At 41.3% G+C, this 24,892-nt stretch carries 22 protein-coding genes, 1 tRNA gene and 1 pseudogene; 18 read left to right on the forward strand and 6 right to left on the reverse strand.

All coding sequences use genetic code 11. The annotated features are described in order from the left end of the window. The first annotated feature begins 241 nt into the window (after positions 1–241). From FTV88_RS15050 to FTV88_RS15065, 4 genes are all read left to right on the forward strand, one after another. Entirely contained in the window at positions 242–1,564 is a 1,323-nt protein-coding gene (locus tag FTV88_RS15050; RefSeq protein ID WP_153726360.1) for a quaternary amine ABC transporter ATP-binding protein, read from the forward strand. 2 nt (positions 1,565–1,566) lie between these two features. Beyond that, entirely contained in the window at positions 1,567–2,397 is an 831-nt protein-coding gene (locus FTV88_RS15055) for an ABC transporter permease (protein ID WP_153726361.1), read from the forward strand. 15 nt (positions 2,398–2,412) lie between these two features. Next, positions 2,413–3,321, forward strand: a complete 909-nt coding sequence (locus tag FTV88_RS15060) for a glycine betaine ABC transporter substrate-binding protein (protein WP_279236878.1) — start codon at positions 2,413–2,415, stop codon at positions 3,319–3,321. A gap of 146 nt (positions 3,322–3,467) precedes the next feature. Further along, the gene (locus FTV88_RS15065) at positions 3,468–4,631 is read left to right on the forward strand and encodes a HipA domain-containing protein (RefSeq protein ID WP_153726362.1); all 1,164 of its coding nucleotides are present in this window, start codon (positions 3,468–3,470) and stop codon (positions 4,629–4,631) included. Positions 4,632–4,675: 44 nt separating this feature from the next. Here FTV88_RS15065 and FTV88_RS15070 read toward each other — a convergent pair. From FTV88_RS15070 to FTV88_RS15955, 6 genes and pseudogenes are all read right to left on the reverse strand, one after another. Next, a pseudogene (locus FTV88_RS15070) lies at positions 4,676–5,038 on the reverse strand (sigma-70 family RNA polymerase sigma factor); the annotation flags it as partial. A gap of 32 nt (positions 5,039–5,070) precedes the next feature. Beyond that, a complete protein-coding gene (locus tag FTV88_RS15075; protein ID WP_153726364.1) occupies positions 5,071–5,211 on the reverse strand; it encodes a hypothetical protein in 141 nt (46 codons plus the stop codon). Between the two features lie 92 nt (positions 5,212–5,303). Beyond that, complete coding sequence (locus tag FTV88_RS15080) at positions 5,304–5,861, reverse strand: tyrosine-type recombinase/integrase (RefSeq protein ID WP_153726365.1); 558 nt, start codon at positions 5,859–5,861, stop codon at positions 5,304–5,306. A 391-nt stretch (positions 5,862–6,252) separates the two neighbouring features. Then, positions 6,253–7,419 (reverse strand): PDDEXK family nuclease, encoded by a 1,167-nt coding sequence (locus FTV88_RS15085; RefSeq protein WP_153726366.1) that lies wholly within the window; start codon positions 7,417–7,419, stop codon positions 6,253–6,255. A gap of 264 nt (positions 7,420–7,683) precedes the next feature. Continuing rightward, on the reverse strand, positions 7,684–8,769 hold the full coding sequence (locus FTV88_RS15090) for a hypothetical protein (RefSeq protein WP_153726367.1): 1,086 nt from the start codon (positions 8,767–8,769) through the stop codon (positions 7,684–7,686). Between the two features lie 263 nt (positions 8,770–9,032). Then, positions 9,033–10,298, reverse strand: coding sequence for an IS4 family transposase (locus FTV88_RS15955; protein ID WP_243137196.1), 1,266 nt, complete (start codon positions 10,296–10,298; stop codon positions 9,033–9,035). 479 nt (positions 10,299–10,777) lie between these two features. On the opposite strand from FTV88_RS15955, the gene FTV88_RS15100 reads away from it, so the two are divergent. From FTV88_RS15100 to yihA, 14 genes are all read left to right on the forward strand, one after another. Beyond that, positions 10,778–11,038 (forward strand): 2-hydroxyacyl-CoA dehydratase family protein, encoded by a 261-nt coding sequence (locus FTV88_RS15100; RefSeq protein WP_368277399.1) that lies wholly within the window; start codon positions 10,778–10,780, stop codon positions 11,036–11,038. A gap of 448 nt (positions 11,039–11,486) precedes the next feature. Next, positions 11,487–11,807: a 2-hydroxyacyl-CoA dehydratase family protein gene (locus tag FTV88_RS15105; RefSeq protein ID WP_368277400.1), complete on the forward strand. Its 321-nt coding sequence runs from the start codon at positions 11,487–11,489 to the stop codon at positions 11,805–11,807. Positions 11,808–12,339: 532 nt separating this feature from the next. Next, positions 12,340–13,092 carry an acyl-CoA dehydratase activase gene (locus tag FTV88_RS15110; protein ID WP_153726371.1) on the forward strand — a complete coding sequence of 251 codons (753 nt, stop codon included), beginning with the start codon at positions 12,340–12,342 and terminating at the stop codon, positions 13,090–13,092. A gap of 18 nt (positions 13,093–13,110) precedes the next feature. Then, positions 13,111–13,953 carry a fumarate hydratase gene (locus FTV88_RS15115; protein ID WP_153726372.1) on the forward strand — a complete coding sequence of 281 codons (843 nt, stop codon included), beginning with the start codon at positions 13,111–13,113 and terminating at the stop codon, positions 13,951–13,953. A gap of 3 nt (positions 13,954–13,956) precedes the next feature. Then, positions 13,957–14,529, forward strand: a complete 573-nt coding sequence (locus tag FTV88_RS15120) for a Fe-S-containing hydro-lyase (protein ID WP_153726373.1) — start codon at positions 13,957–13,959, stop codon at positions 14,527–14,529. A gap of 49 nt (positions 14,530–14,578) precedes the next feature. Further along, positions 14,579–15,298, forward strand: a complete 720-nt coding sequence (gene rph / locus FTV88_RS15125) for a ribonuclease PH (RefSeq protein ID WP_153726374.1) — start codon at positions 14,579–14,581, stop codon at positions 15,296–15,298. Positions 15,299–15,341: 43 nt separating this feature from the next. Continuing rightward, on the forward strand, positions 15,342–15,980 hold the full coding sequence (locus FTV88_RS15130; RefSeq protein WP_153726375.1) for an XTP/dITP diphosphatase: 639 nt from the start codon (positions 15,342–15,344) through the stop codon (positions 15,978–15,980). A gap of 84 nt (positions 15,981–16,064) precedes the next feature. Continuing rightward, a tRNA-Leu gene (locus FTV88_RS15135) sits at positions 16,065–16,147 on the forward strand. 345 nt (positions 16,148–16,492) lie between these two features. Continuing rightward, a complete protein-coding gene (gene tig / locus FTV88_RS15140; protein WP_153726376.1) occupies positions 16,493–17,791 on the forward strand; it encodes a trigger factor in 1,299 nt (432 codons plus the stop codon). A 71-nt stretch (positions 17,792–17,862) separates the two neighbouring features. Next, the gene (gene clpP / locus FTV88_RS15145) at positions 17,863–18,459 is read left to right on the forward strand and encodes an ATP-dependent Clp endopeptidase proteolytic subunit ClpP (protein WP_153726377.1); all 597 of its coding nucleotides are present in this window, start codon (positions 17,863–17,865) and stop codon (positions 18,457–18,459) included. Positions 18,460–18,478: 19 nt separating this feature from the next. Then, entirely contained in the window at positions 18,479–19,741 is a 1,263-nt protein-coding gene (clpX, locus tag FTV88_RS15150; RefSeq protein WP_153726378.1) for an ATP-dependent Clp protease ATP-binding subunit ClpX, read from the forward strand. Between the two features lie 116 nt (positions 19,742–19,857). Beyond that, on the forward strand, positions 19,858–21,591 hold the full coding sequence (gene lonB / locus FTV88_RS15155) for an ATP-dependent protease LonB (protein WP_153726379.1): 1,734 nt from the start codon (positions 19,858–19,860) through the stop codon (positions 21,589–21,591). An 81-nt stretch (positions 21,592–21,672) separates the two neighbouring features. Further along, entirely contained in the window at positions 21,673–24,108 is a 2,436-nt protein-coding gene (gene lon / locus FTV88_RS15160; protein ID WP_153726380.1) for an endopeptidase La, read from the forward strand. 89 nt (positions 24,109–24,197) lie between these two features. Then, the gene (gene yihA / locus FTV88_RS15165) at positions 24,198–24,833 is read left to right on the forward strand and encodes a ribosome biogenesis GTP-binding protein YihA/YsxC (RefSeq protein WP_153726381.1); all 636 of its coding nucleotides are present in this window, start codon (positions 24,198–24,200) and stop codon (positions 24,831–24,833) included. Positions 24,834–24,892 lie beyond the last annotated feature (59 nt).

Raw genomic sequence — 24,892 nt, forward strand, 5'->3', positions numbered from 1 at the left:
GTTTATTCTGTACAAAAATTTCAGACCTTATGAACCTTATATGCTTTTTGATCTTTTTATTGCTTGTCTCTTATAATTAAAAAGGTTCGATAGTTTTGGTAAAAAATACATCACTTTTACTGTACTTGCTATCTAGACCTGTGTTTCTGCTCTGGATTCCGAGATTCCTAGTATTTTTGCCAGTACGACCAAGCTTTATGGCTTACGTTTACTGGCGAAGAAGTTTGAAGGTGATAAAAAATTGGCGAAAATTAAAGTTCAAAATGTAAGCAAGTTATTCGGCAAGCAAAAGAAAAAAGCTTTACAGCTTATCGATGCAGGACTGGGCAAGCAGGATATTTTAGAGCAAACAGGTGTAGCCGTAGGTGTACACAATGTTAGCTTTGAGGTGCAACCCGGCGAAATTTTTGTGATTATGGGTTTATCGGGCAGTGGAAAGTCTACGTTGCTTCGAATGTTGAATCGCTTGATTGAGCCGACTTCTGGTGAGATCTACATAGACGGTTCCAACCTTGTTGCGATGAAAGAGGACGCGTTGAGAGAACTGCGTCGCAAAAAGATTAGTATGGTTTTTCAACGCTTTGCTCTTCTTCCTCATCGCACAGTGCTCGCTAATGCTGCCTATGGCTTAGAGATTCAGGGTATGGCGGAAGCTGAACGGAAAGAAAAAGCGCAAGAAGCACTTCATCTTGTAGGTTTGCAAGGTTGGGAAGAGTCCTATCCCGATGAATTAAGTGGCGGTATGCAACAAAGAGTCGGCCTAGCAAGGGCACTGGCCAACGATCCCGATATACTTTTGATGGATGAAGCTTTTAGCGCTTTAGATCCGCTCATTCGAAAAGATATGCAAGACGAGCTTTTATCTTTGCAAGCGACGATGGAAAAAACGATCATCTTTATTACCCACGATCTTGATGAAGCGTTGCGCATTGGCGATCGCATTGCCTTAATGAAAGATGGCAAAATCGTGCAGTTGGGTTCACCAGAAGAGATATTAATGAATCCATCTAATTCTTATGTAGAGCGATTTGTAGAAGATATTGATCTCTCCCGCGTTTTAACAGCAGGTCATGTCATGAATCGCCCTGAAACGATGGGTCTTGACAAAGGACCTCGTGTAGCTTTGCAGTTAATGCGTGAACGAGGTATCTCTACGATTTATGTGGTCGATCGAAAACAAGTTCTTCACGGCGTGATCACAGCACAAGATGCTTCCAAGGCAATCGAAAAAGGCTTGTCCTTACAAGATATATTGATTCGCTCTGTTCCGACTGTTTCTTTGGACACCCTTCTTTCTGATTTATTCGACAGGGTCTCAACCTCACCCGTGCCCGTTGCTGTTGTGGATGACCAAGGTAGAATCAAAGGTCTATTGATTAAAGGCGTCATTCTCGGCGCTCTAGCGGGAAATAAAGAAGCTCTTTCTTTTGATAAAGTTTTAGAAAAACAGAGTCTAGAAGATTTGCAGGAGGGACAAGGCGCTACACCCCAAGAACTACATCAAGAAAGTCAACGTAAGAATGAAAAGGATAGTCAAGCTCTTCCGGAAAGAGAGGTGGGCTAGCCATGGGTGAGCTCTTGCCAAAAATTCCGGTAGATCGAGCTATCGAAGCGGTGCTTGACTTTTTCCTTACGCATTTTGAGGGCTTTTTCCGCTTTTTGTCAAAGCACTTGGAAAACTTTGTTGAACTCCTTGTTTTTATGATGTCTTTCTTTCCTTCTATTGTGTTGATTGCAGCACTTGCTGCTCTAGCTTGGTATGTTCGTGATTGGAAATTTGCACTCTTCACGGGTCTCGGTTTGCTCTTTATTGAAAACATTGGTTATTGGAAGCAGACCATTGATACGCTTGCTCTTGTCTTAACGGCTGTGGCCATATCTGTGCTCCTCGGTGTACCAATAGGGATTTTATCAGCGCAACGAGATGGTGTCCGCAATGTGGTGACACCCATTCTTGACTTTATGCAGACCATGCCTGCTTTCGTTTATCTCATTCCAGCTATCTTTTTCTTTGGTCTCGGTGTGGTACCTGGCATTGTAGCTTCTGTGATTTTTGCTATGCCTCCAACGATTCGATTGACCAACCTAGGGATTCGACAAGTGCCGGCTGATCTGGTTGAAGTGTCTGATGCTTTTGGCTCTACAGCAAAGCAAAAGTTGTTGAAAGTTCAGTTGCCACTGGCTATGCCGACGATCATGGCTGGCGTGAATCAGAGCATTATGTTGGCACTGTCAATGGTCGTCATTGCTTCTATGATTGGCGCTCCAGGCCTTGGCGAAGAGGTGTACCGGGCTGTAACACAATTAAAAATTGGTTCTGGCTTTGAGGCTGGTCTAGCCATTGTCGTACTTGCCATTGTGCTGGATCGGTTTACTCAAAATATAAAAAAGAAGTAGAAAGGGGTTCTAGCTTTGAAAATTTCGTTTTTACAAGGTAAGAAAAAGCTAATGACACTCGCACTTACGGTAGGTTTTGCCGTTGCTTTGGCTGGCTGTGGCCAGGAAGGAACTGTCGATGGTGATGCTTCGATCGGTGCACAAGTTAATTATCAGATTACAGGAATTGATCCTGGTGCAGGCCTAATGAGAGCCACCGATCGAGTGCTTGAAGAGTATGAGTTAGATGGCTGGCGTGTACAGACGGGGTCCGGTCCTGCCATGACTGCCGCATTAACGCGGGCTTACAACAACGAAGAGCCCATTATTGTAACAGGTTGGACACCACACTGGAAATTTTCTAAGTTCGATCTCAAGTATCTTGACGATCCGAAAGGCATTTATGGCGATGAGGAGTTCGTACATACGATTGTTCGCCTAGGCTTGAAGGATGATCATCCTGCTGCCTATGAAGTGCTGGATCGTTTTGCTTGGACGCCTGATGACATGGCTTCTATTATGGTGATGGTGGAAGATGGAATGCAGCCTACTGAGGCAGCCGCTTCTTGGATTGCCGACAATGCTGAAACTGTAGCAACCTGGACCGAAGGTGTAGAAGCCGTAGACGGTGATAGGCTCACTCTCGCCTATGTGGCTTGGGATTCTGAAATTGCTAGTAACAATGTGATTGCGCAAGTTCTAGAGACTGTTGGTTACGATGTGACGTTGCGTCAAGTAGAGCCTGGTCCCATGTGGGCTGGCGTAGCCGATGGCAGTGCCGATGCTATGGTAGCAGCCTGGTTGCCAACGACTCATGCGGACTATTACAGTGAATTCGAAGGTCGCTTTGAAGATCTTGGTGTGAATATGGTAGGAACGCGCATTGGTTTGGTCGTTCCTGCTTATATGGATATTGATTCAATTGAAGATTTGAATTCTAAGTAAGGTAAAGGACCCTTCAGGCTGACGAGCCGAGGGTCCTTTTTTTATCGCTGCCAAGGTCGGAATGCCTTGGTTATATTTCTTGTCTGAATTGTGAAAAAGAGGTATAATATTACATTGATAAAGCTGTGGGAAGGGAAGTAAAGCGGATGAACTATACACTTATGAATAAGTATAGGCCCGTTGTGGAACTGAGCATTGACGAGGAAACGTCCGCTATCATAAAGGTCGGTCAGGTGCTTCATCCGGATTATCTTCCAGTGGGTATCCAGATTACCAGGGGGATTCCAGACAGAAAAAGCCTCAATGACTGGTGGCGCGGACGTTCTATTCCAGCCAGCCGTTCCGGTATACGGAAAGCGCTTGCCCTTTTAAATGTATCCCATACGGAGCAGCTTCTCACCAAGTGCTATGGCTTGAGCCTGTCAGACCAGTATTGGATCAACCCCATAGAGCAGCCTTTGAAATGGGAGAATATTAATTTTTTCGAGAATACTTTTTCGGACGATGTAGGGAACGCTCTCTTTGGTCAGGCACCAGAAATCGGTGAGCTAGATTTGCTCTCGCCTTGCAATACTTCCGACGGATGGCTGAAAAAGAAGTGGAAGATTCTCGCTGGGGAACGGGTCCTCATCAAATCCGGAAGCAATCCATTCCAGCAAGAACCTTTAAACGAGGTCCTTGCCACCTCCTTGCACAAGCGTCTGAACGGTGCGACCTATGTTCCGTACCATCTGATCTGGGAGAACAACGTCCCCTACAGCGTCTGCTCGAATATAGTCACACCGGATACGGAGCTGGTTAGCGCCTACAACATTTTCAAGAGCCGAAAAAAGCAAAATCATCATTCTTTCTACGAGCACTTCTTGTTATGTTGCGACCACTTAGGCATATCAGGTATGAAGGAATTTTTGGACTATCTGCTAGTCTTTGATTTCCTGATTGTAAACACAGACCGGCACTTCAATAACTTTGGCTGCATCCGAAACGTAGAAACTTTACATTGGCAGGGTCCCGCGCCGATTTTTGATAGTGGAACAAGTCTGTGGCACGATCAAGTGAGTAGAGCCATTCTGCCGCAAAGCGATGTGCCTTGTCAGCCCTTCAAGGCTACTCACAGTCAACAGATTGTCCTTGCAGGCAATCTTGATTGGGTGGATTTTTCCGCCCTCCAAGATCTAGACGAGGAATTCCGAGCATTGCTTTCATCTTCTCCCTACATTGATGAGCCAAGAACCAATGCTTTATGTGCAGGGCTGAAGGGCCGTATACTTCAGTTGGAACAACTCGCCCTCAAACAGAAAATGCAGTAGCAGTGCTATCAAGCTGAGAGATTTTTTACTTGAGTCGGTCGAAGCTAGGCCCCTTCTGTCCCTAAATCTTTCATCAACTTTTGTACTGCTCTTTTTTCAATCCTGGAAACATAGGATCGTGAAATACCTAAGTTCTTAGCAATCTCACGCTGCGTTTGCCGAACACCACTGAGAAGTCCGTACCGTAATTCTAGAACGTAACGTTCTCTTTTCGTTAGTTTTTTCATCTTGTTGAGCAATCTCGCTTGTTCGAGAGCGCTTTCGACGATATCAGGTACGCTGTCGCCGTCGGAACCTAAAATATCGATAAGAGTAATCTCATTGCCTTCTTTGTCAACGCCAATGGGATCGTGAAGAGATACTTCACCGCGCGTTTTCTTCATGGCCCGTAAGTGCATGAGGATTTCGATATTAAAGTCATTATAGTAGCGGAAATATTTTACTTTTTATGGTTTGTTGGCTTACTTTCTTTTTCTTGTTCTTTATGTTTTTTGATGTATTTTTTATATAAATAGTAGTAGCACTTCAATTTGTTTATTTTTGTGCGTTCACCTTCCACTATTCGCACAGATAAAGCCATCGCACCCACCCCCTGCTACAGGGTATGATGTGATGGCTTGTCTTTATTTTTGTAATTTATCTTCGTTTTTCGGTTTTAGAGAAAAGTGATGATTATAAAACTCTCCGTTTCATCTTCCCTCTAAGCTCTATAGGGTTCACGTGGGTATATATTTGCGTAGTCCGTATATCTGCATGACCGAGGATATCCTGAACTTCACGGATATTAAAGTCGTCGTTCAATAGCTCCGTGGCACAAGTATGACGTAGCATATGTGCATGAACTCTTTTTATTCCAGCTCGTTTGCAGTACCGCTCTAACATGGCATTGACATATCGTGGATTCACAGGGTTCCCTTCTAGTGTACATAAAAATGTCTTTGACCCTTTTGGTTTTACTTCTTTCCAATCCCGTAAGGCAACAATTGTTGGATAGTCCAAAGGCACGACTCTCTCCTTATCTCCTTTACCTACTATTCTTATTTGGCCTTCTGCCCACTGAATTTGACTTGTTCTTAGCCCTACTGCTTCTGAGACTCTAAGTCCTGACCTATACATGAGGAGTATTAAACCTAGATTTCTTTTTCCAGTCATACAACGACAGTTAATTACACTAATTAGTTTCCGCACCTCTTCTTTTGTAACGATTGTGGGCAATCTCCGCTTTGTCATTTTAATCCCTCCCAAAAACAAATAGTACTTAATTTATACATTATAAGTACTATATAACCTTCTTTTTCATTTCCATGTGGCTTTTGTATAAATTCGGTACTATTTTGTATGTCGAGTAATAAATTTAGTTGTCTTATTAGTAGTTAGCAACGTCCAACTTAGTGAATATTTAGAATAAATATACAAAAAAAGAAAGCGACCATAAATCCCATTCAATAAGGCTAAAGTCACTTTCTTTTTTGGGAAAAAATGCTTGGCGTAAATCGTGGTAACTCTAAAAATGTTTTTATGATCGCTAGGAAACATGTTCTTGCAAGTGAGTAGCTTCACTTTGCTCAATTTATCCTCGCATTATAAGTATCTAATCAAAGCTATAGTTTATATATAATTGTTAAACACTTAAACCGCTTTGTTTGATTTTGTTAAATAATACCTTTTTTGTGATAGTATCATTGTAATGCCACTCAATTAATGTTACATTTTCTTTCTTGCACAAAGCTTTCTTCTTACTATCTAATTCAATTCTTCGTTTAAAGCTTTCTTCTCCCCCAAAAAAATCTATAGGTTCGTAATGCTGTAATCCCTGATATTCAAAGGCTAATCTAAGACTTGGAATATAAATATCTAAAGATTGAGGACATAACCATGATGGTCGATGTTGAAAAATCGCATCTTCAAAATACTTTGCTACGAGGTCAAATAATTTTTTTTCGGATTCCCATCTAACATGTATTTTGTTTGATTTAACTAAGTCAGTATAAATTTGCTCTTTTTCTGCTTTCCATATGTCGCAATTTTCATCATTAATATGTTCTCTAATGAATTTTTCTGTTTTTTCGTATTCTTCTTGAATAGGAACCATTATTTTCTCTCTCAAGAAGAATGACATTTCTAACTCCGTGTCAAAAACATTTTCTTTCATTATTTGTTCAATTATCTCTCTAGTTTCTTTTATCTTATAAGGATCTGTATCACGTCTAAACATGTTTCCGCAAAAATGAACTAAATCATTTGGTTTTGGAAATATGGTTGGTTTACCATTAAACGATGCCAAGTCTGTAATAAAAGATAAATCACTTCCGTAAATTCTATAGCCTATTAAACCCTGAGCTCCAATACTCCAAGGTATAAGTCTGGATAGTAATAAGATATTTTTAAACTCTCGTTTTTCAAAACAAATCATATGGTTAATACTGGTGTCATCTGGTACTAGATTGGGCAAAGTTTTAAAAATAGAAGCTCTATTTGCCACTTCAACAGCTATGTAATAATTTTTCCTAGGTAAATAACTAAAAAACATAGTAATAAGGTTATCATTCTTATACTTTTCTATATCATTGAGTAAAGGTCTTAACCATTCTTCTATATCAGCTTTCCTAGGAGAAGTAGCCAAGTTTTTTATTTCCTTCTCTGTGGAATCCCAAATCTCCATTTCTTCATTCATTGTTACCATTAAAAAGTTTTCTAGACCTAGCTCTTTAAACTCAGAAGATATTCTTTCAATGGATACATTATTTTTTTTATTGCTAAGACGACTATAGAATTCTTCAAGTTTCAAAAGCACCCCTCCTCATCTTTCATAAACAAAAAACAAGTTTTTTCCACAACTCGGGCAGTAAATGCAAAGCCTGTATTCATTTTCATTAAAACCGTAAATGTTAGCTATAGGCTTATTTAAAATATGAACAGTGTAGCTTCTTGTTAACATATACTCAGGTATCATAGCCATCCACTCAAAGCTATAATTGCAATCATCACAAGTAAGATGTCCTGTAAGACTAGACAAATATTCCCCTCCTAGTGATTATCCAAAGCTGAATCGTCATTGTTTCTGGAACTTCAAACCTAAATTTTTTTCTATAAATTCCTTCATTCTAATTATCTTAATTTTCGTTAGTAAGCTTTGATTGTCTAAATAATAAATATTTTTACCTTCTTTATCTTTCCCTATATACAATTCTCTTTCTTCATCTTGGACATCGGACATTAATATTGAGCCATGTTTTAGATCCTTTTCAAAATCCCAACAAATAATCCATCTGATATTCGAAAAAGAGTGGTTAAAGTTTTTACTTAAAACATATTTCAGTTCCACATACCAATATTCACAATCTGATATTTTATTATCAGTCTTATTTCTCGCTATAATATCTATTCCTTGTCTTGTATTATAATCTAATGGTTCAAAGTCGAACTTATCTGGAAATATGGTGTAAATCATAATAAATAAACCAAATAATTCCGATTCATTTTTTGGTTCAAGCACTGAAATTTCGTTTATCTTTAAGATTCTTCTCTTTGCTATTGATTCTTTTCTTTGATTAAACTCCACATTTTCGATTCTTAATGTTTTCTCTTCTAATTGCCACTTTTGAAGTGTATTTATATCTTTTTTGTATAGAAATTCATCTATGCTTTCTAATATAGTATTAAGTTCCTTTTTTAGTTCTTCAACTATTTGTGGCTCTGTATTTGCAATTGTTCCACGATTTGCTGTTAGTTTTAGGTTTTGACAATTAATAAATCCGTGAAGTAGAGTATATGAACTTGTCCCTCCACCAAAACCACTAATCCATTCGTTTACTCTTTGTATAGGGATGAAATCTTTACACAACCAAATTCCATAACGGTCTTGAACCTTGTAATAGCCTTTTGTTTTACTTTTCTTTTTTCTTAAAAGTGGATTATATGATTGCTTAGCTTCATTTCCTTCAAAATATATTACAGCATCATACTTTACCTCTGGTCTATGCTCGAGTCTTTGGTTTATAAAAGTGAATTTTTTCGCATAATAATCTATTGCATTTGCACTGTACTTTTCAAATAACTCTTCAATATTATCATTTTGTTCTGCAAATATATGCCCAAACTTCAGTTCTTCATAATTTTCAACATCTAAACATTTCAAATAAACCTTAAAATCTGGTGGTACGTTCCCAATGTCATAAACCTATGCTTCCAATAATTTAAAATTATCGTTAAAATCCTCGTATACTACGATAATTTTGCTCATTCGCTTTAGCAAAACTATACGATAGGGGATGATAGCAAAGGCCGTTATAATAAAAATGACAATACAATGCCCGGGACTTGCTTTTGGAATTAAATAACAAGCCCCTATGAACTCTGTTTAATTACTTTCAACAGATCAGTATTGTATAGAAAATGAGTTTACAGTGATCTCTTCTTATTCATAGTATTTTTATTAGCATTACCTCTCATATTGCGAGGGCTACTTCTTCCAGGACGTATTGGTACTACATTGCGATGCAGCTCATCCATAATCTTACGAAACATGGCCGTTCGCTTTTCAGTGTTATCTTCAAGTAACATAAGTACTAACGAATCTTTCAATTTACCAATTAGAATGTTTATATTGACCTGATATTTATACTTTAAATCTTTATCTTCATTTTTTTGTGTAATTTCTTCATTCACTTCATTTTTCGCTAACGCTGCCATATTTGCTAAGTACATGGAAGCATAAAAATCTTGCTTTACAGCAAGTTCCGTTTCTCCTGTGAAATTTTGTAGTTGAAGTTTGTTCTTTAATTCATCAAATTTTACTTCTATCCCCCAACGCTTGAAGTAAAGCGATTTGAATTCTTGAATCCCCAGGCTTTCATCAAATAGGTTTGTGACAAGAACTTCCTCTATCTCAGAGTCTAACATGAATCGAAGAAGACGAACCTTAATTGGTTTTCCTTTAACCATAATCTCAATAATTTGATCTGGTTCCTGTGCTAAATTAAACTCAGTCATCGAATTAACTTTCACACGCATTAGGTACTTAATTTTGCTACTTTCTAAGTATGCGATGAAATCTTTCGAGGGATATCCACGGTCAAAAAGAATAAGGTCATTTTTTAGACCCAAAGTTTTTAATTTCTCAATCAGTTTTATAGCAATTTCTCTTTCACCAGTGGTATATTTAGTAATCTCTGATGCAAGTATCATGTCATTTTCAATATCGTAAATACATGATGCTTTAGCACGTGCAAGCTTAACATCCTTACCTTCGGCATAACCAAAAGCTTTTCTTAATTCTTCTGAATTGTGTACTTCCAAAATTGATGCATCGATAGAAGAAAGTCTATATCCGTTAAATTTTTTAAAGTCGTCATCACCATAGTACCAAGTTATTATATTGTCGCCCATTTTAACAAAGGCTTCGTGCGAAACTTTCTGTCTTGCTTGGGAGAATCCTTGCTTTGTAATAGTGTATTCCACCCCTTTGATTTTTTCAAAGTATAAATCTAATTCTAATTGCAATGTCTTTTTTACATAGTTAAGTATAAATAAGATGAGATCATTAAAAGTCATTTTACAATTAACTGCTCGTGTGAAATAAGTGGGTTTTATTCTATTTTCACACATAAAGACAATATCAGCAATAAGTTTCTCTGTATGTAGTAATCCATCCAAAAAAGTCTTCATAGAAACAATCGTCACCATTCTTTATTTGATATACCAATTAATGATATACAAAATAATATGGTGACGATTTAAAAAGTCAATCATTTTTAATTATTCATTCCACATTGATTAACAGCCTAATAAAAACCAACCTATTTATGGAACCATAGGTTTATGACATTGGGCACGCCCCAGTAGCCTTGCACGAGTAGGAAAAGATTACTTTTATTCAAAATAAAGTAAAAAAGAGCTGTTTTCAAAAAAACTCTTTACAAAATGAAAAAAACTCCTATTGTAGAAAGAGTAGACCTTGTTCGGTTCCCAACACCAACAAGTCTTTCTACAAAGGAGTTCCAAAAATTGAATAACATAAGTATAAAACAGAAAAATGGTCATACGTCAATGCTTATCGATGCTTCCATGGAACAGTACAAATGCCCTTTGTTAAATTATGAATATGATAAACTTGATACCGATCCATGCCCTTTGAGGTTTCTGACTTGGTCAAGCAGTATCAGCAGTACACCTATCCTTACTCCATTTTTCATCGACTCCGGGATATAGAGCAAGAAATTGAGCGTCGGAATATTGCGGGCATTATTCACTATACGCAGAGCTTTTGCTTTCGTCAAATCGAAGATATTATTTTGCGACAAAGGCTCAATGTGCCCATATTGACCCTTGAAGGCGATCGACCAGGGCCTATAGATGCGAGAAGTCGCATGCGGATTGATGCTTTTATTGATATGTTGGCGTATTAATAACACAGCCCCCGGGCATGACTGGTCAGTACGAAAATAGATAATTTGTGGTGGGGTCAGGCGTTATGAATTCCTTCCGAACGGACTCATCCCACGCCATGAGCGGCAGCAAGCTGCCGATGGCTGAGGTCTGAAGTCCTCTCTCCAGGAATTCATAACGCCTGACCCAGGTACATCTTGCTGGTTGTGACTGAGTTTGGGCCTATTGCAAATACAAATACAATAGGCAGTTGCGTATACATCGCAGAAAGGTGCGCAAAGCAATGTCAACGGAAAGTAACAATCAGCAAAAACGCTCTGGGCCTGGGCATCACGATTTCCAGAGCGGGACTTGGGACCTCAGCTGTCGCCAGCTTGCTGGCGGTAACAGCGTGGGACCAGTCCAGAGCGGAGGAAAGCGTGATGCCCAGGCCCCTCTATGAAGTAACCCCCATGTGATCAGGAAATATTGATTTTCATCGTTGGTTGTGCCCGACCGGGCATGTCCATGCCCTTTGAGGTTTCTGACTTGGTCAAGCAGTATCAGCAGTACACCTATCCTTACTCCATTTTTCATCGACTCCGGGATATAGAGCAAGAAATTGAGCGTCGGAATATTGCGGGCATTATTCACTATACGCAGAGCTTTTGCTTTCGTCAAATCGAAGATATTATTTTGCGACAAAGGCTCAATGTGCCCATATTGACCCTTGAAGGCGATCGACCAGGGCCTATAGATGCGAGAAGTCGCATGCGGATTGATGCTTTTATTGATATGTTGGCGTATTAATAACACAGCCCCCGGGCATGACTGGTCAGTACGAAAATAGATAATTTGTGGTGGGGTCAGGCGTTATGAATTCCTTCCGAACGGACTCATCCCACGCCATGAGCGGCAGCAAGCTGCCGATGGCTGAGGTCTGAAGTCCTCTCTCCAGGAATTCATAACGCCTGACCCAGGTACATCTTGCTGGTTGTGACTGAGTTTGGGCCTATTGCAAATACAAATACAATAGGCAGTTGCGTATACATCGCAGAAAGGTGCGCAAAGCAATGTCAACGGAAAGTAACAATCAGCAAAAACGCTCTGGGCCTGGGCATCACGATTTCCAGAGCGGGACTTGGGACCTCAGCTGTCGCCAGCTTGCTGGCGGTAACAGCGTGGGACCAGTCCAGAGCGGAGGAAAGCGTGATGCCCAGGCCCCTCTATGAAGTAACCCCCATGTGATCAGGAAATATTGATTTTCATCGTTGGTTGTGCCCGACCGGGCATGGAGGGTTAACATTAAAGTTTAATGAAGATGGGGGCTTTTGCAAAGTCTATGAATATTGGACTTGATCTTGGGAGTCGCTTTGTCAAAGCCGTTTTTTTTCGAGAAGGTACTATGGTAGAACAACGGTATTACGATACGCTTGCTTTTTATCGACAGTATGGCCGCAAAATAGGAGAAGAGCTGGTCATCGATAAAAAAGCACTACAATGGCCTTCTTATGAAAGTGTTGTCTCAACAGGCTACGGAAGGAATTTGATTCAAGTCTCTGGGGGCAAGGCTATCCCTGAGCTACGAGCTCATACAACGGGTGCTATCTACCAAACGGGACTTCAAGACTTTACCTTGCTTGACTTGGGTGGACAAGATAGTAAAGTTATCAAAGTGAAAAATGGGCGTATGATTGATTTTCGAACGAATGATAAATGCGCAGCCTCTTCAGGACGGTATCTAGAGAATATGGCGCATGTCTTAGGCCTAAAGGTGGAAGAATTAAGCAATTGTCTGGATAACCCCGTCCCTCTTTCTTCGACCTGTGCTGTTTTTGGAGAATCAGAATTGATTGGACGTATTATTGAAGGACATAGCATCGAAGCTTTAGCTGCCGGTGTTAATGAAACGATTGTTAAACGAGTAGAACCAATGCTTAAAGAACTTTATAGCCCGACCATCGTCTTTACTGGTGGTGTCGCCTACAATAGTGCCATCAAAACCATGTTACGAGAGGTAGTTCAAGCAGAAATTATCGTCCCCCAGTATCCCCAATTAAACGGTGCCATCGGTTGTGCTGTTTACCCAGTATGAGAAAGGAGCTAAGAAGCTATGCGTAGAATAACCTTTGAGCAAATCGCCTGTGCAGTAGAAAAGCTCTGCATAGAAGCTAACACGATTATCGGTGATGATGTCAACAACGCTTTAAAGAGGGCCTGTAACCAAGAAGCCTCATCACTAGGGCAATCGATTATCCAAAAAATACTAGAGAATAATGATATCGCTGCTCGAGAAAGTGTTCCCATATGTCAAGATACAGGCATGGCCGTTATTTTCGTAGACTGGGGACAAGATGTACGCTTTGAAGGCTCAGATATTAAAGAAGCCATCCATGAAGGTGTCCGTAGAGGCTATGACAAAGGATATCTGCGCAAATCAGTTGTACAAGATCCCCTAGAGCGTATTAATACAGGTGATAACACCCCGGCAGTCATTCACTTTGATCTCGTACCAGGAGATAAAGTGCATATCCTTGTAGCACCAAAAGGCTTTGGCAGTGAAAATATGAGTGCACTTAAAATGTTTAAGCCTTCTGAAGGGATTGAAGCTGTCAAAAAACTTGTTATCGATACGGTAGACAATGCCGGTTCAAACCCCTGTCCACCCATTGTTATTGGCGTTGGCATTGGTGGAACTATGGAAAAATCAGCTATATTGGCGAAAAAAGCTTTAATGCGTACCATCGGAACATCAAATCCTAAGCCACATCTTGCTGCTTTGGAAAAAGAACTGCTTGAAAAAATCAATGGTCTTGGCATAGGACCACAAGGGCTCGGTGGCACTACAACAGCGCTGGCTGTTCATGTAGAAACGTATCCAACCCACATTGCAGGCTTGCCTGTTGCAGTAAACATAAATTGTCATGTTACGCGTCATGCTGAGGTAGAACTATAAAGAATGAAAGGGGAGAGAATTGTGGAAGCCAAAAAGATAAAGACACCGCTGACAAGAGAGCAAGCCAAAGAACTGCGAGCAGGCGATCAAGTTTTGATTAATGGTGTTATCTACACCGGGCGTGACGCTGCTCACAAGAGAATGATAGAAACATTAGATAGAGGAGAAGATCTTCCCTTTGATGTTCAAGATGCTGTCATCTATTATGTGGGCCCCTGTCCTGCAAAACCGGGACAGGTAATTGGCTCAGCAGGACCCACCACATCAGGTCGGATGGACGCCTACGCGCCAACTTTGATTGTCAAAGGATTGACCGGAATGATTGGAAAAGGCTTGCGAACCTCAGCCGTCATTGAGGCCATGAAAGAGCATGGCTCTGTCTACTTTGCGGCCATTGGCGGTGCTGGCGCATTAATGGCCCGTACCATCAAAGAATCCGAGGTCATCGCTTACGACGATCTTGGCACAGAAGCAATCCGCCGATTGATTGTAGAAGATTTTCCTGCCATTGTTGTAATTGATAGCCAAGGTAATAACTTATATGAGCAGGGCAAGGAAGCGTATAGAAAAAAATAAGTCTAACCTATGCAACGATAGGAAACCTTAATGTGTGAGGAGGAAAATAATGGCTCGTTCAGATGGCCGTTCTCCAGAACAATTGAGAACTGTTCGAATCGAAAAAGATTATTTAATTCACCCAGAAGGCTCTGTCTTAATTACCATGGGAAAGACCAAAGTAATCTGTACAGCTACAATAGAAGAGAAAGTACCGCCTTTTCAAAAAGGAAGTGGAAAAGGTTGGGTTACAGCAGAGTACGCCATGTTACCAAGAGCCACAGGAACGCGGACCCAAAGAGAATCAACACGAGGGAAACAACAAGGGCGAACCATGGAGATTCAACGCCTTATCGGTCGAGCTTTACGGTCTATTGTTGATCTACAACGTTTAGGAGAAAGAACCATTTGGATCGATTGTGACGTTATACAAGCCGATGGTGGGACTCGAACAGCTGCCATTACAGGTGCTTTTATTGCCTTACATGAGGCTTGTGCTAAGTTGTTACAGAAAGGTTCTATTCAGCAAACTCCTCTGCTCCAACAGTTAGCGGCTATTAGTGTAGGAAAAGTAAACAACCAACTGCTTCTTGATCTTTGTTACGAGGAAGACTCGCAAGCAGAAGTGGATATGAACGTAGTCATGACCGGTGATGGCAAATTTGTTGAGTTACAGGGAACTGCAGAAGGGGTACCTTTCTCACGACAAGACATGGATGGCATGATTCGTTTGGCGCAAAAAGGAATTAACGAATTGCTAGAGATCCAAAGAAAAATAATTAACAAATAGTGATTGGACAAAATTAAGGCTCCTGTCATGAGGAGTTGAAGCAATGCAGATTATTTTAGCAACAAATAATATGGGAAAAGTTCGTGAATTTGAAGCGATGACAGCAAGTCAACGTTCCCCCCTACCCGTACAATGGCTTTCTCTGCGCAACTTTCCTGAAATCGGAGAAATTGAAGAGACAGGAAAGAGCTTTCGCGAGAATGCTTTGTTAAAAGCACAGTGCGTAGCCAATAAGACAGGGTTGGCTGCATTAGCTGATGACTCAGGGTTGCAAGTTGACGCCTTACAAGGTGCACCAGGTATATACTCTGCTCGCTATGCTGGTGAACCCAAAGACGATCGGCGCAATAACGAGAAGCTTCTTCAAGAATTAGCAGGTGTACCTTTCGAGAAAAGAACAGCCCGTTTTACTTGTGTATTAGCCCTGGCTTTGCCTGATGGACAAAAATTTTTTGCAGAAGGTGCTTGTTATGGACTCATAGCCCAAGAAGGTCTTGGAGAAGGCGGCTTTGGCTATGACCCCCTTTTCTACTTACCCTTTTACAAAAAAACAATGGCACAACTAAGTAGTGATGTAAAAAATCGAATTAGTCATCGTGCCTCGGCCATGGAAAAAATGTTTTTTTTATTACGGGCACTGCTTTTTCCAGAGCCAGAACCATTAAGAAAACCCAACTTCTAGCAATAAGGAAAAGCTTCTCTTGACAAAAAGAAATGGTTTCGTTAATATATTATGGTATCAGCAAAGATTGCTTGGCAAGCAGATGCGGGAGTGGCGGAATTGGTAGACGCACTGGATTTAGGTTCCAGCGGGCAACCGTGGGGGTTCAAGTCCCTTCTCCCGTACCAGCAATGCTCTTGCCGCTGCTACAGGCCTCATGAAGGTGATCCATCTGATGATTACATTAGGAAAAGGTTCAACCTCGGTGTGCCATCGCCGAGGTTTTACTATTAGCTATTTAAAAAAGCGTATAAAGCATAGATTATCAACGATTTGTCAAAGATAAATCGTAATGAAAAAGCAATAATTGGGAAAAATACTTCTTGACTGCAATGCGAAAAAAGCTCCTTCAGCAGGAAAACGTAGATGTTCGTAGAATGATCATCTTATGCTTTTTCTCAATATCGGTTACACTATGCTGGTAGAACGCCCAGGGTGGCAAGTTACGTAGAAAAGACGAGAGGTGTACATAGGTGAAATCAACGGTGGAAAAGATAGACCAGAATAAGGTTGTACTGGAAGTTGAAGTACCTGTAGAAAAGTTTGAAGCTGCACTTGGTAAAGCCTACAAGAAAGTCGTTACTAAGGTAACCATACCAGGCTTTCGTAAAGGTAAGGCGCCTCGTAAGATTGTAGAACAATTTTATGGTCCTGAGATTCTTTTTGAAGACGCTCTAGAGATTGTCGTGCCAGAAGCCTATTTTGCAGCTGTTGAAGAACAAGGGGTAGAGCCAGTCGACCAACCAAACTTTGATATGGTTCAACTGGAAGTAGGGAAACCTCTCATCTTTAAAGCAACCGTTACAGTAAAACCAGAAGTGGCTTTGGGTGAATACAAAGGACTAGAATACCAGGTAGAGTCTGTAGAGATTACAGAAGAAGCGGTTCAACAGCAACTAGATAGTTTACAAAAGCGTCACGCCAAAATGGCTGTATTGTCTGAAGACGCAGAAGCCCAGATGGGAGATACTGTAACTATTGACTTCCAAGGATTCAAAGATGGCGTACCTTTTGAAGGTGGTAAAGGGGAAGACTATCATTTAGAACTCGGTAGCAACACTTTTATTCCTGGCTTTGAAGATGGATTGGTTGGAGCAAAAGTGGGCGAAGAGAGAACTTTAGAGTTAACATTCCCAGAAGAATACCATGTTGCAGATTTAGCAGGCCAGCCTGTACAATTCAAAACTGTTCTGAAAGAAATGAAGCGTAAAGAATATGCTGCTATAGATGATGAATTTGCTAAAGACGTAAGTGATTTTGAAACATTAGATGAACTGAAAGAAGATATTCGTAAAAACCTTCAGACGCAGGCAGAGCAAGCACAAGATAGAGAAATGCGCAACACACTGATCGAAAAAGCTGTCGAATCTGTCGAAGTAGAAATTCCTTCCGCTATGGTTGAAGAAAGAGCCGAACAGATGCTGCAAGACTATGGCAGACGTCTTGAATATCAAGGCTTATCTTTGGATAAGTTCTTAGAAATGACGAAGCAAGATATAAATGGCTTGCGGGCTCAGTTTACACCAGAAGCAGAAAAGTCTGTGAAAAGAGATCTTGTCTTACAAGCCATTGCCAAAACAGAAAATTTGGATGTTAGCGAAGAAGAAATCAATCAAGAAATTGAAACTTTGGCTGCTAACTATAACCAACCTGCCGATGTATTGCGTAAATTGCTTGTAGACAATGGTCAACTAGACAATCTAACCGAAAGTCTTAAAGCTGACAAAGCAGTTCAGTTTTTAGTAGACCATGCGAAAGCTGTAGAAGCATAATTTTACATTCTATTGAACTACAGCTCTAGTTGAGACATAGACTGAACTGTATATTGAGGAGGATACCGTGGATGAGCCACTTGGTGCCTATGGTTGTAGAGCAAACAAATCGTGGTGAGCGTGCTTATGACATTTATTCACGATTGTTAAAGGACCGAATTATCATCCTTGGTGGACCGATTGATGATACTGTAGCGAATTTAGTCGTAGCTCAATTGCTTTTCTTGGAAGCAGAAGACCCTGACAAAGATATCCACCTTTACATTAACAGCCCTGGTGGTGCTATAACTGCTGGGTTTGCCATATATGACACTATGCAACTGATTCGCTGTAACGTATCCACAATTTGTGTAGGGATGGCTGCATCGATGGGTGCTTTCCTATTGGCGGCAGGAGAGAAAGGCAAGCGTTATGCTCTACCCAATGCAGAGGTAATGATTCATCAACCTCTCGGTGGGGTTCGAGGTCAAGCTGCCGAAATCGAAATTCACGCACGCCATATTCTAAAAACAAGAGAGCGCCTTAACAAAATTCTTGCTGACCGAACCGGTCAGCCTCTAGAAAGAATCGAAAAGGACACCGACCGCGACTACTTCATGTCTGCAGAAGAATCGAAATCATATGGTATCATCGACGGGGTGATGGAGTTTAAGCCAGCCAAGGCATGAGTAGCAGAGAGGTGAGGTTATGTACAAAGGTTTTGGTGACGACAAAGGTCAACTAAAGTGTTCTTTCTGCGGAAAACTACAAGACCAGGTTAAGAAACTGGTTGCTGGCCCTGGTGTGTATATCTGTGATGAATGTATTGAGCTTTGCAATGAAATCATTGAAGAGGAATTGCAAGAAGAGAACAGCTTCGATCTGGGGGATATCCCCAAACCCAAGGAAATTCGAGAAATTCTTGACCAATATGTGATTGGCCAGGAACAAGCCAAAAAAGCATTGTCAGTGGCTGTATACAATCACTACAAGCGTATTAACTTGGGTTCAAAAATCGACGATATTGAATTGCAAAAGTCCAATATCGTTATGCTGGGGCCTACTGGTAGCGGAAAGACATTGCTAGCCCAGACGCTAGCAAGGATTCTCAATGTACCTTTTGCCATTGCGGATGCTACGTCACTTACAGAAGCAGGTTATGTCGGGGAAGATGTAGAAAACATCTTGCTCAAGTTAATCCAAGCTGCTGACTATGATGTTGAAAAAGCAGAAAAAGGCATTGTTTACATTGATGAGATTGATAAGATTGCTCGCAAATCAGAAAATCCTTCCATTACTCGAGATGTATCCGGTGAAGGCGTACAACAAGCTTTATTGAAAATTCTAGAAGGAACGGTTGCTTCAGTACCGCCTCAAGGAGGACGAAAGCACCCCCATCAAGAGTTTATTCAACTTGATACGACCAACATCTTATTCATCTGTGGCGGTGCCTTTGATGGCATCGATAAGATGATTATGAATCGTGTCGGTAAAAAATCAATGGGCTTTGGCGCTGACATACGAGGCAAAGAAGACAAAAAGATTGGCGAGATCTTACGAGATATCTTACCAGGTGACCTACTCAAATTTGGACTTATTCCCGAATTTGTCGGTCGTCTGCCAGTAATTGTCACACTTGACGCGCTTGATGAAGAAGCCTTAGTGCGGATTCTTACAGAGCCGAAAAATGCTCTTGTTAAGCAATACCAAAAATTCTTTGAGCTTGATCAAGTGAACTTGGAGTTTACCGAAGATGCATTAAAAGCAATTTCGGCTGAAGCTATCAAGCGAAACACAGGTGCTCGAGGATTAAGAGCCATTTTAGAAGAAGTAATGCTTGATGTCATGTTCGATATCCCGTCCCGTACAGACGTCAATAAATGTATCGTCACCAAAGAAGTAATTCAAAAGCAACAAGAACCAGTGCTTGTCACCAGTGATCGGAAGAAGAAAAAGGAAGAATCTGCTTAGAATTACAAAAACCCCTGAGGGACCATTCCCCTCAGGGGTTTTTCCATGGTTATAAAATAAGGAGCAAGATGAATACTAAGGAGGATTGGTAACTACAAGAAACGGAGTGACCGACATTGTCTTTTTGGTCTAGTCTAAACGGATTTCTAGGACTGCTCCAAATCTTCTTCATCATCATCATTGGCACCTATTTTTGGCACCTTCTTCGCAACCAACAGAGCAACAAATCAGCTGTGGAAAGAGAATCAAAAAAAGAGCTTGATAAACTGCAATTACTAAGAAATATCAGCTTATCAGAACCATTGTCTGAAAAAACGAGGCCTACCACTTTTTCCGAAATCGTAGGGCAGAATGAAGGTGTCAAAGCCTTAAAAGCAGCTCTTTGTGGCCCCAATCCACAGCATGTACTCATCTACGGACCGCCCGGCGTTGGAAAAACAGCCGCAGCTCGACTGGTTTTAGAAGAAGCCATTGCCAATCCCCTATCACCTTTTCGTGAAGATGCCAAATTTATTGAAATTGATGGAGCAACAGCACGCTTTGATGAGCGTGGCATTGCAGATCCCCTCATTGGTTCTGTACACGATCCTATCTATCAAGGTGCTGGTGCCATGGGTATGGCCGGAATTCCTCAACCAAAACAAGGTGCAGTCACGAAAGCGCATGGTGGTATTTTATTTATAGACGAAATTGGTGAATTGCACCCCATTCAGATTAATAAACTTCTAAAAGTGCTAGAGGATCGGAAAGTTATTCTGGAAAGTGCCTACTATTCCAGTGAAGACAATAACATACCTGGCCATATTCATGACATTTTTCAAAACGGATTACCGGCCGATTTCCGCCTCGTAGGCGCCACAACAAGGTTGCCTCAAGAAATACCAGCGGCCATTCGCAGTCGCTGCTTAGAAATTTACTTCCGGTCTCTAAATGGCGAAGAAATTGCTGTTATTGCCGAAGGCGCAGCATCGAAGGTCATGATGGGCATACCGAAGGAAGCGATTACCGTCATTCAGCAATATGCAACCAATGGACGGGAAGCCGTAAATATTGTACAAATCGCAGCAGGAATTGCGTTGAGCGATGAAAAAAAGGAATTATCAGTAGAAGATGTTGAGTGGGTTGTCCATTCGGGACAATATAACAGAAGACCTGATCGAAAAGTCCCATCTGAATCACAAGTAGGCCTTGTCAATGGTTTAGCCGTAACAGGCCCATCTACAGGTGTATTAATGGAGATTGAAGCCACTGTTATGCCTGCTAAGAAAGGACGAGGCGGCATCACCGTTACAGGCATTGTAGATGAAGAAGAAATGGGAGGAATGGGCGGCAGAACCATTAAGAGAAGAAGCCTTGTAAAAACATCGGTAGACAATGTACTCACAGCCCTTCGCCAGAAAAGCGACATTGAGCCAAGAGACTGGGACATTCACATTAACTTTCCAGGCGGAACACCGATAGATGGACCATCTGCTGGTATTGCAATGGCAACGGCCATTTACTCAGCCATACAAGGAATGCCGGTACATCATAAAGTGGCCATGACAGGGGAAATATCAGTACGGGGACATGTTAAGCCTGTTGGTGGTGTACTCGCTAAAATAGAAGCAGCCCGAATTGCAGGGGCAGAGCGAGTTCTCATACCGCGAGAGAATTGGTTGGAAAGTTTTCAATCCATAGATTCACCCAAGGTAATTCCCATCAGTTCTCTCGATCAAGTCTTTGCAGAAGCCTTGATCGAAAAGGACCAAGAAAGCAAAGAAGAATTTCAGAAAAGTCACGAATTGCTCCCGGCTGCTGCTTTTGGTGTTATTGCATCCGATTCTATGGAAGAGCAACCGACCCTATGATAAAATGCTGGGATTTCCCTCATGAATATAGTAAAATGAGGATATTCCTTTGCTCGCAACAGGTTACAGGAGGTGTCCCTTATGTCTGAAGAAAAGAAAGAGCGGCAAATTGTGCAAGAGCTTCCTCTCTTACCTTTAAGAGGGATTATTGTTTTCCCATATATGGTCGTCCATCTCGATGTAGGACGGGAACGTTCTGTGAGCGCCGTAGAAGAAGCGATGGCTCAAGATCGCTTGATTTTCTTAGCTACCCAAAAAGAAGCGCAAACGGATCAACCGAAAGAAGAAGATATTTATAAGATTGGTACGGTTGCAGAGGTTAAACAACTCCTAAAATTGCCCGGAGGAACGATCAGAGTCCTTGTAGAAGGGTTGGCTCGTGCTGAGATAGAAGAATATCTAGCCATAGAACCCTATATGAAAGTTCAAGTTCGTGAGCATGTAGAGGAAGAAGAAAAAACAGCAGCTTTAGAAGCTTTAATGCGATCTCTGGTCAATCAATTTGAGCAATACGTTAAAATATCGAAAAAGATTCCCCCTGAAACCTTTGTTTCCGTTGTAGCAGTTGAAGATCCTGGTAGATTTGCAGATATCATTGCTTCTCATCTAAACTTAAAAACACAAGACAAGCAAGAAATACTAGAAGCACTTGATATCACCAAACGATTAGAGTTGCTATCGGAAATTCTAGCCAAAGAAATGGAGATCTTAGAGCTAGAACGTAAAATTAATGTTCGCGTACGTAAGCAAATGGAAAAAACGCAAAAGGAATACTATTTACGCGAACAAATCAAAGCGATTCAAAAAGAATTGGGCGATAAAGATGATAGGCAAGCAGAGTCTGAAGAATTACGAGAGAAGATTCAGAAAGCGAAGCTGCCAAAAGAAGTAAAAGAAAAAGCTTTAAGAGAGTTAGAGCGCCTAGAGAAAATGCCACCGATGGTGGCAGAAGCAACAGTTGTTCGAAACTATTTAGAATGGCTCTTAGCACTACCTTGGTCTAAGCAGACGAAAGATCGGCTTGATGTAGATAAAGCAGAAGAAATTCTCAATGAAGATCATTTTGGCTTAGAAAAAGTAAAAGAGAGAATTATCGAGTACCTAGCCATTCGTAAGTTAACGCAAAAGCCAAAAGGTCCGATCATCTGTTTCGTAGGCCCTCCCGGTGTAGGTAAAACTTCACTGGCTCGCTCCATAGCCAGAGCCTTAGAACGAAAGTTTGTACGACTTTCTCTAGGTGGTGTTCGTGATGAAGCAGAGATTCGCGGGCACAGACGGACCTATGTCGGCGCCATGCCAGGTAGAATTATTCAAGGTATGAGAACATCCGGCTCGAAAAACCCTCTCTTTCTTCTCGACGAAATCGACAAGATGACCATGGATTTTCGAGGTGACCCAGCTTCCGCCCTTTTAGAAGTGCTTGATCCAGAACAGAACAGTACTTTTTCTGATCATTTTATTGAAGTACCTTTTGATCTTTCTAAAGTTATGTTTCTTACTACAGCCAACGGGATTCACAGCATCCCACGACCACTGCTTGATCGCATGGAGCTTATTCATATTGCTGGATACACAGAAGAAGAAAAAGTACGAATTGCCCAAGACTATCTCATTCCCAAACAGCTCAAAGATCATGGCTTGAAAGAAGAGCAAGTCCAAATCTCAGAAAATACATTGCGAAGAATTATCCGTGAATATACTCGTGAAGCTGGTGTTCGTAATCTGGAAAGAGAAGTCGCTGCACTCTGTAGAAAAAGTGCAAGAGCCATTGTTAAAGAACCTGAGAAAATCATATCCATCTCCTCAGGCACTGTACCGACGTACCTGGGCATACCTCGCTTTCGCTACGGTTTGGCTGAGATGGAGTCTCAAGTTGGCGTAGCCACGGGTCTTGCATGGACAGAAACAGGTGGAGATACTTTAGCGATTGAAGTGGCCTTACTTCCTGGCAAAGGCACCTTGTCTCTAACAGGTAAACTTGGTGATGTGATGAAAGAATCAGCACAAGCAGGCATTACCTACGTTCGCTCAAGAGCCAAGCATTTGAATATTGATGAAAAATTCTACCAGAACACGGACATTCATATTCACGTCCCAGAAGGTGCCATTCCAAAAGACGGACCTTCTGCTGGTATAACCATGGCCATCGCACTCACTTCAGCTTTAACGAAACGTCCTATCAACAAAGAAGTGGCTATGACAGGAGAAATTACACTCCGTGGTAGAGTTCTCCCCGTAGGGGGTATAAAAGAAAAGGTCTTAGCAGCCAATCGAGCAGGTTGTACAAAAGTCATCTTGCCTGCCGATAACAAAAAAGATCTAGAAGATGTACCAGCCAACATTAAAAAGAAATTAAAATTCTTCCTGGTAGAGCATATGGACCAAGTGATTGCAGAGGCTTTGCTTGATGCCCTACCGACGGATAATACAGAGCCACCAGAAAGCTTATCAACGCAGAAAGATAATGAAAATGGCTCTGCCTTTCACGAAGAAGTTCCCACAGGATTACAAAGCTAAAAGTTTTATTAAGAAATTTTTACCAAAAGGAATTACCGCGCGCCATGAAGGCAGGCGCGCGGTTTTCTTCTTTGATACTAGGAGGTACTATGGAAGAAGAACGCAACCATCCACCCTATCGTATTACAGAGTCTCATTTTGTAATCAGCGCTGTTGGGCCTGATCAGTATCCTGAAGAGCCCTGGCCAGAAGTAGCCATGGTAGGACGCTCTAACGTAGGAAAATCGTCCCTCATCAATAAGATTTGCAATCGTAAAAACATGGCTCGTACATCATCGAAGCCAGGAAAGACGCAAACGCTTAATTTTTATCAAATCAATAAAGATGCACACCTCGTAGACTTACCTGGTTACGGCTATGCCAACGTACCCAAGTCATTGAAATCAACTTGGGGTAAAATGATGGAACGATATCTTCGGGATCGTCAGCAATTGCGAGGCGTTTTACAACTTATCGATATTCGGCACAGCCCTACGAAAGATGATGTAGCGATGAATGAATGGCTGGCTCACTTTGGCATTGCAACAGCCGTCATTATAACCAAAGCAGACAAAATCTCCAAAGGAAGATATCCTCAACATGTCAAAGAAATTCGCAAAACTTTGAACATAGCCCCCCATATCCCAACGATTATCTTTTCAGCTGAAACGGGCGAAGGCAAAGAAGAAGTTCTTGAATTACTCGATTATCTCTGGCACTTTGAAGAAGGAGAAATCGATAGCTAAACCAGCTCTACGCAAAAAGGGCTGGCTTTTTTTTCACCATTTTTGCTATAACCGCATAG

The organism is Heliorestis convoluta (assembly GCF_009649955.1).
GTDB classification, from domain to species: domain Bacteria; phylum Bacillota; class Desulfitobacteriia; order Heliobacteriales; family Heliobacteriaceae; genus Heliorestis; species Heliorestis convoluta.

What these genes read in the sequence shown, in the direction of transcription:
- FTV88_RS15055 (WP_153726361.1), top strand. Translation starts at nt 1,567, where the DNA reads ATGGGTGAGCTCTTGCCAAAAATTCCGGTAGATCGAGCTATCGAAGCG.
- FTV88_RS15065 (WP_153726362.1), top strand. Translation starts at nt 3,468, where the DNA reads ATGAACTATACACTTATGAATAAGTATAGGCCCGTTGTGGAACTGAGC.
- FTV88_RS15075 (WP_153726364.1), bottom strand. Translation starts at nt 5,211, where the DNA reads ATGGCTTTATCTGTGCGAATAGTGGAAGGTGAACGCACAAAAATAAAC.
- FTV88_RS15080 (WP_153726365.1), bottom strand. Translation starts at nt 5,861, where the DNA reads ATGACAAAGCGGAGATTGCCCACAATCGTTACAAAAGAAGAGGTGCGG.
- FTV88_RS15955 (WP_243137196.1), bottom strand. Translation starts at nt 10,298, where the DNA reads ATGAAGACTTTTTTGGATGGATTACTACATACAGAGAAACTTATTGCT.
- FTV88_RS15110 (WP_153726371.1), top strand. Translation starts at nt 12,340, where the DNA reads ATGAATATTGGACTTGATCTTGGGAGTCGCTTTGTCAAAGCCGTTTTT.
- FTV88_RS15115 (WP_153726372.1), top strand. Translation starts at nt 13,111, where the DNA reads ATGCGTAGAATAACCTTTGAGCAAATCGCCTGTGCAGTAGAAAAGCTC.
- FTV88_RS15120 (WP_153726373.1), top strand. Translation starts at nt 13,957, where the DNA reads ATGAAAGGGGAGAGAATTGTGGAAGCCAAAAAGATAAAGACACCGCTG.
- rph (WP_153726374.1), top strand. Translation starts at nt 14,579, where the DNA reads ATGGCTCGTTCAGATGGCCGTTCTCCAGAACAATTGAGAACTGTTCGA.
- FTV88_RS15130 (WP_153726375.1), top strand. Translation starts at nt 15,342, where the DNA reads ATGCAGATTATTTTAGCAACAAATAATATGGGAAAAGTTCGTGAATTT.
- clpP (WP_153726377.1), top strand. Translation starts at nt 17,863, where the DNA reads ATGAGCCACTTGGTGCCTATGGTTGTAGAGCAAACAAATCGTGGTGAG.
- clpX (WP_153726378.1), top strand. Translation starts at nt 18,479, where the DNA reads ATGTACAAAGGTTTTGGTGACGACAAAGGTCAACTAAAGTGTTCTTTC.
- lon (WP_153726380.1), top strand. Translation starts at nt 21,673, where the DNA reads ATGTCTGAAGAAAAGAAAGAGCGGCAAATTGTGCAAGAGCTTCCTCTC.
- yihA (WP_153726381.1), top strand. Translation starts at nt 24,198, where the DNA reads ATGGAAGAAGAACGCAACCATCCACCCTATCGTATTACAGAGTCTCAT.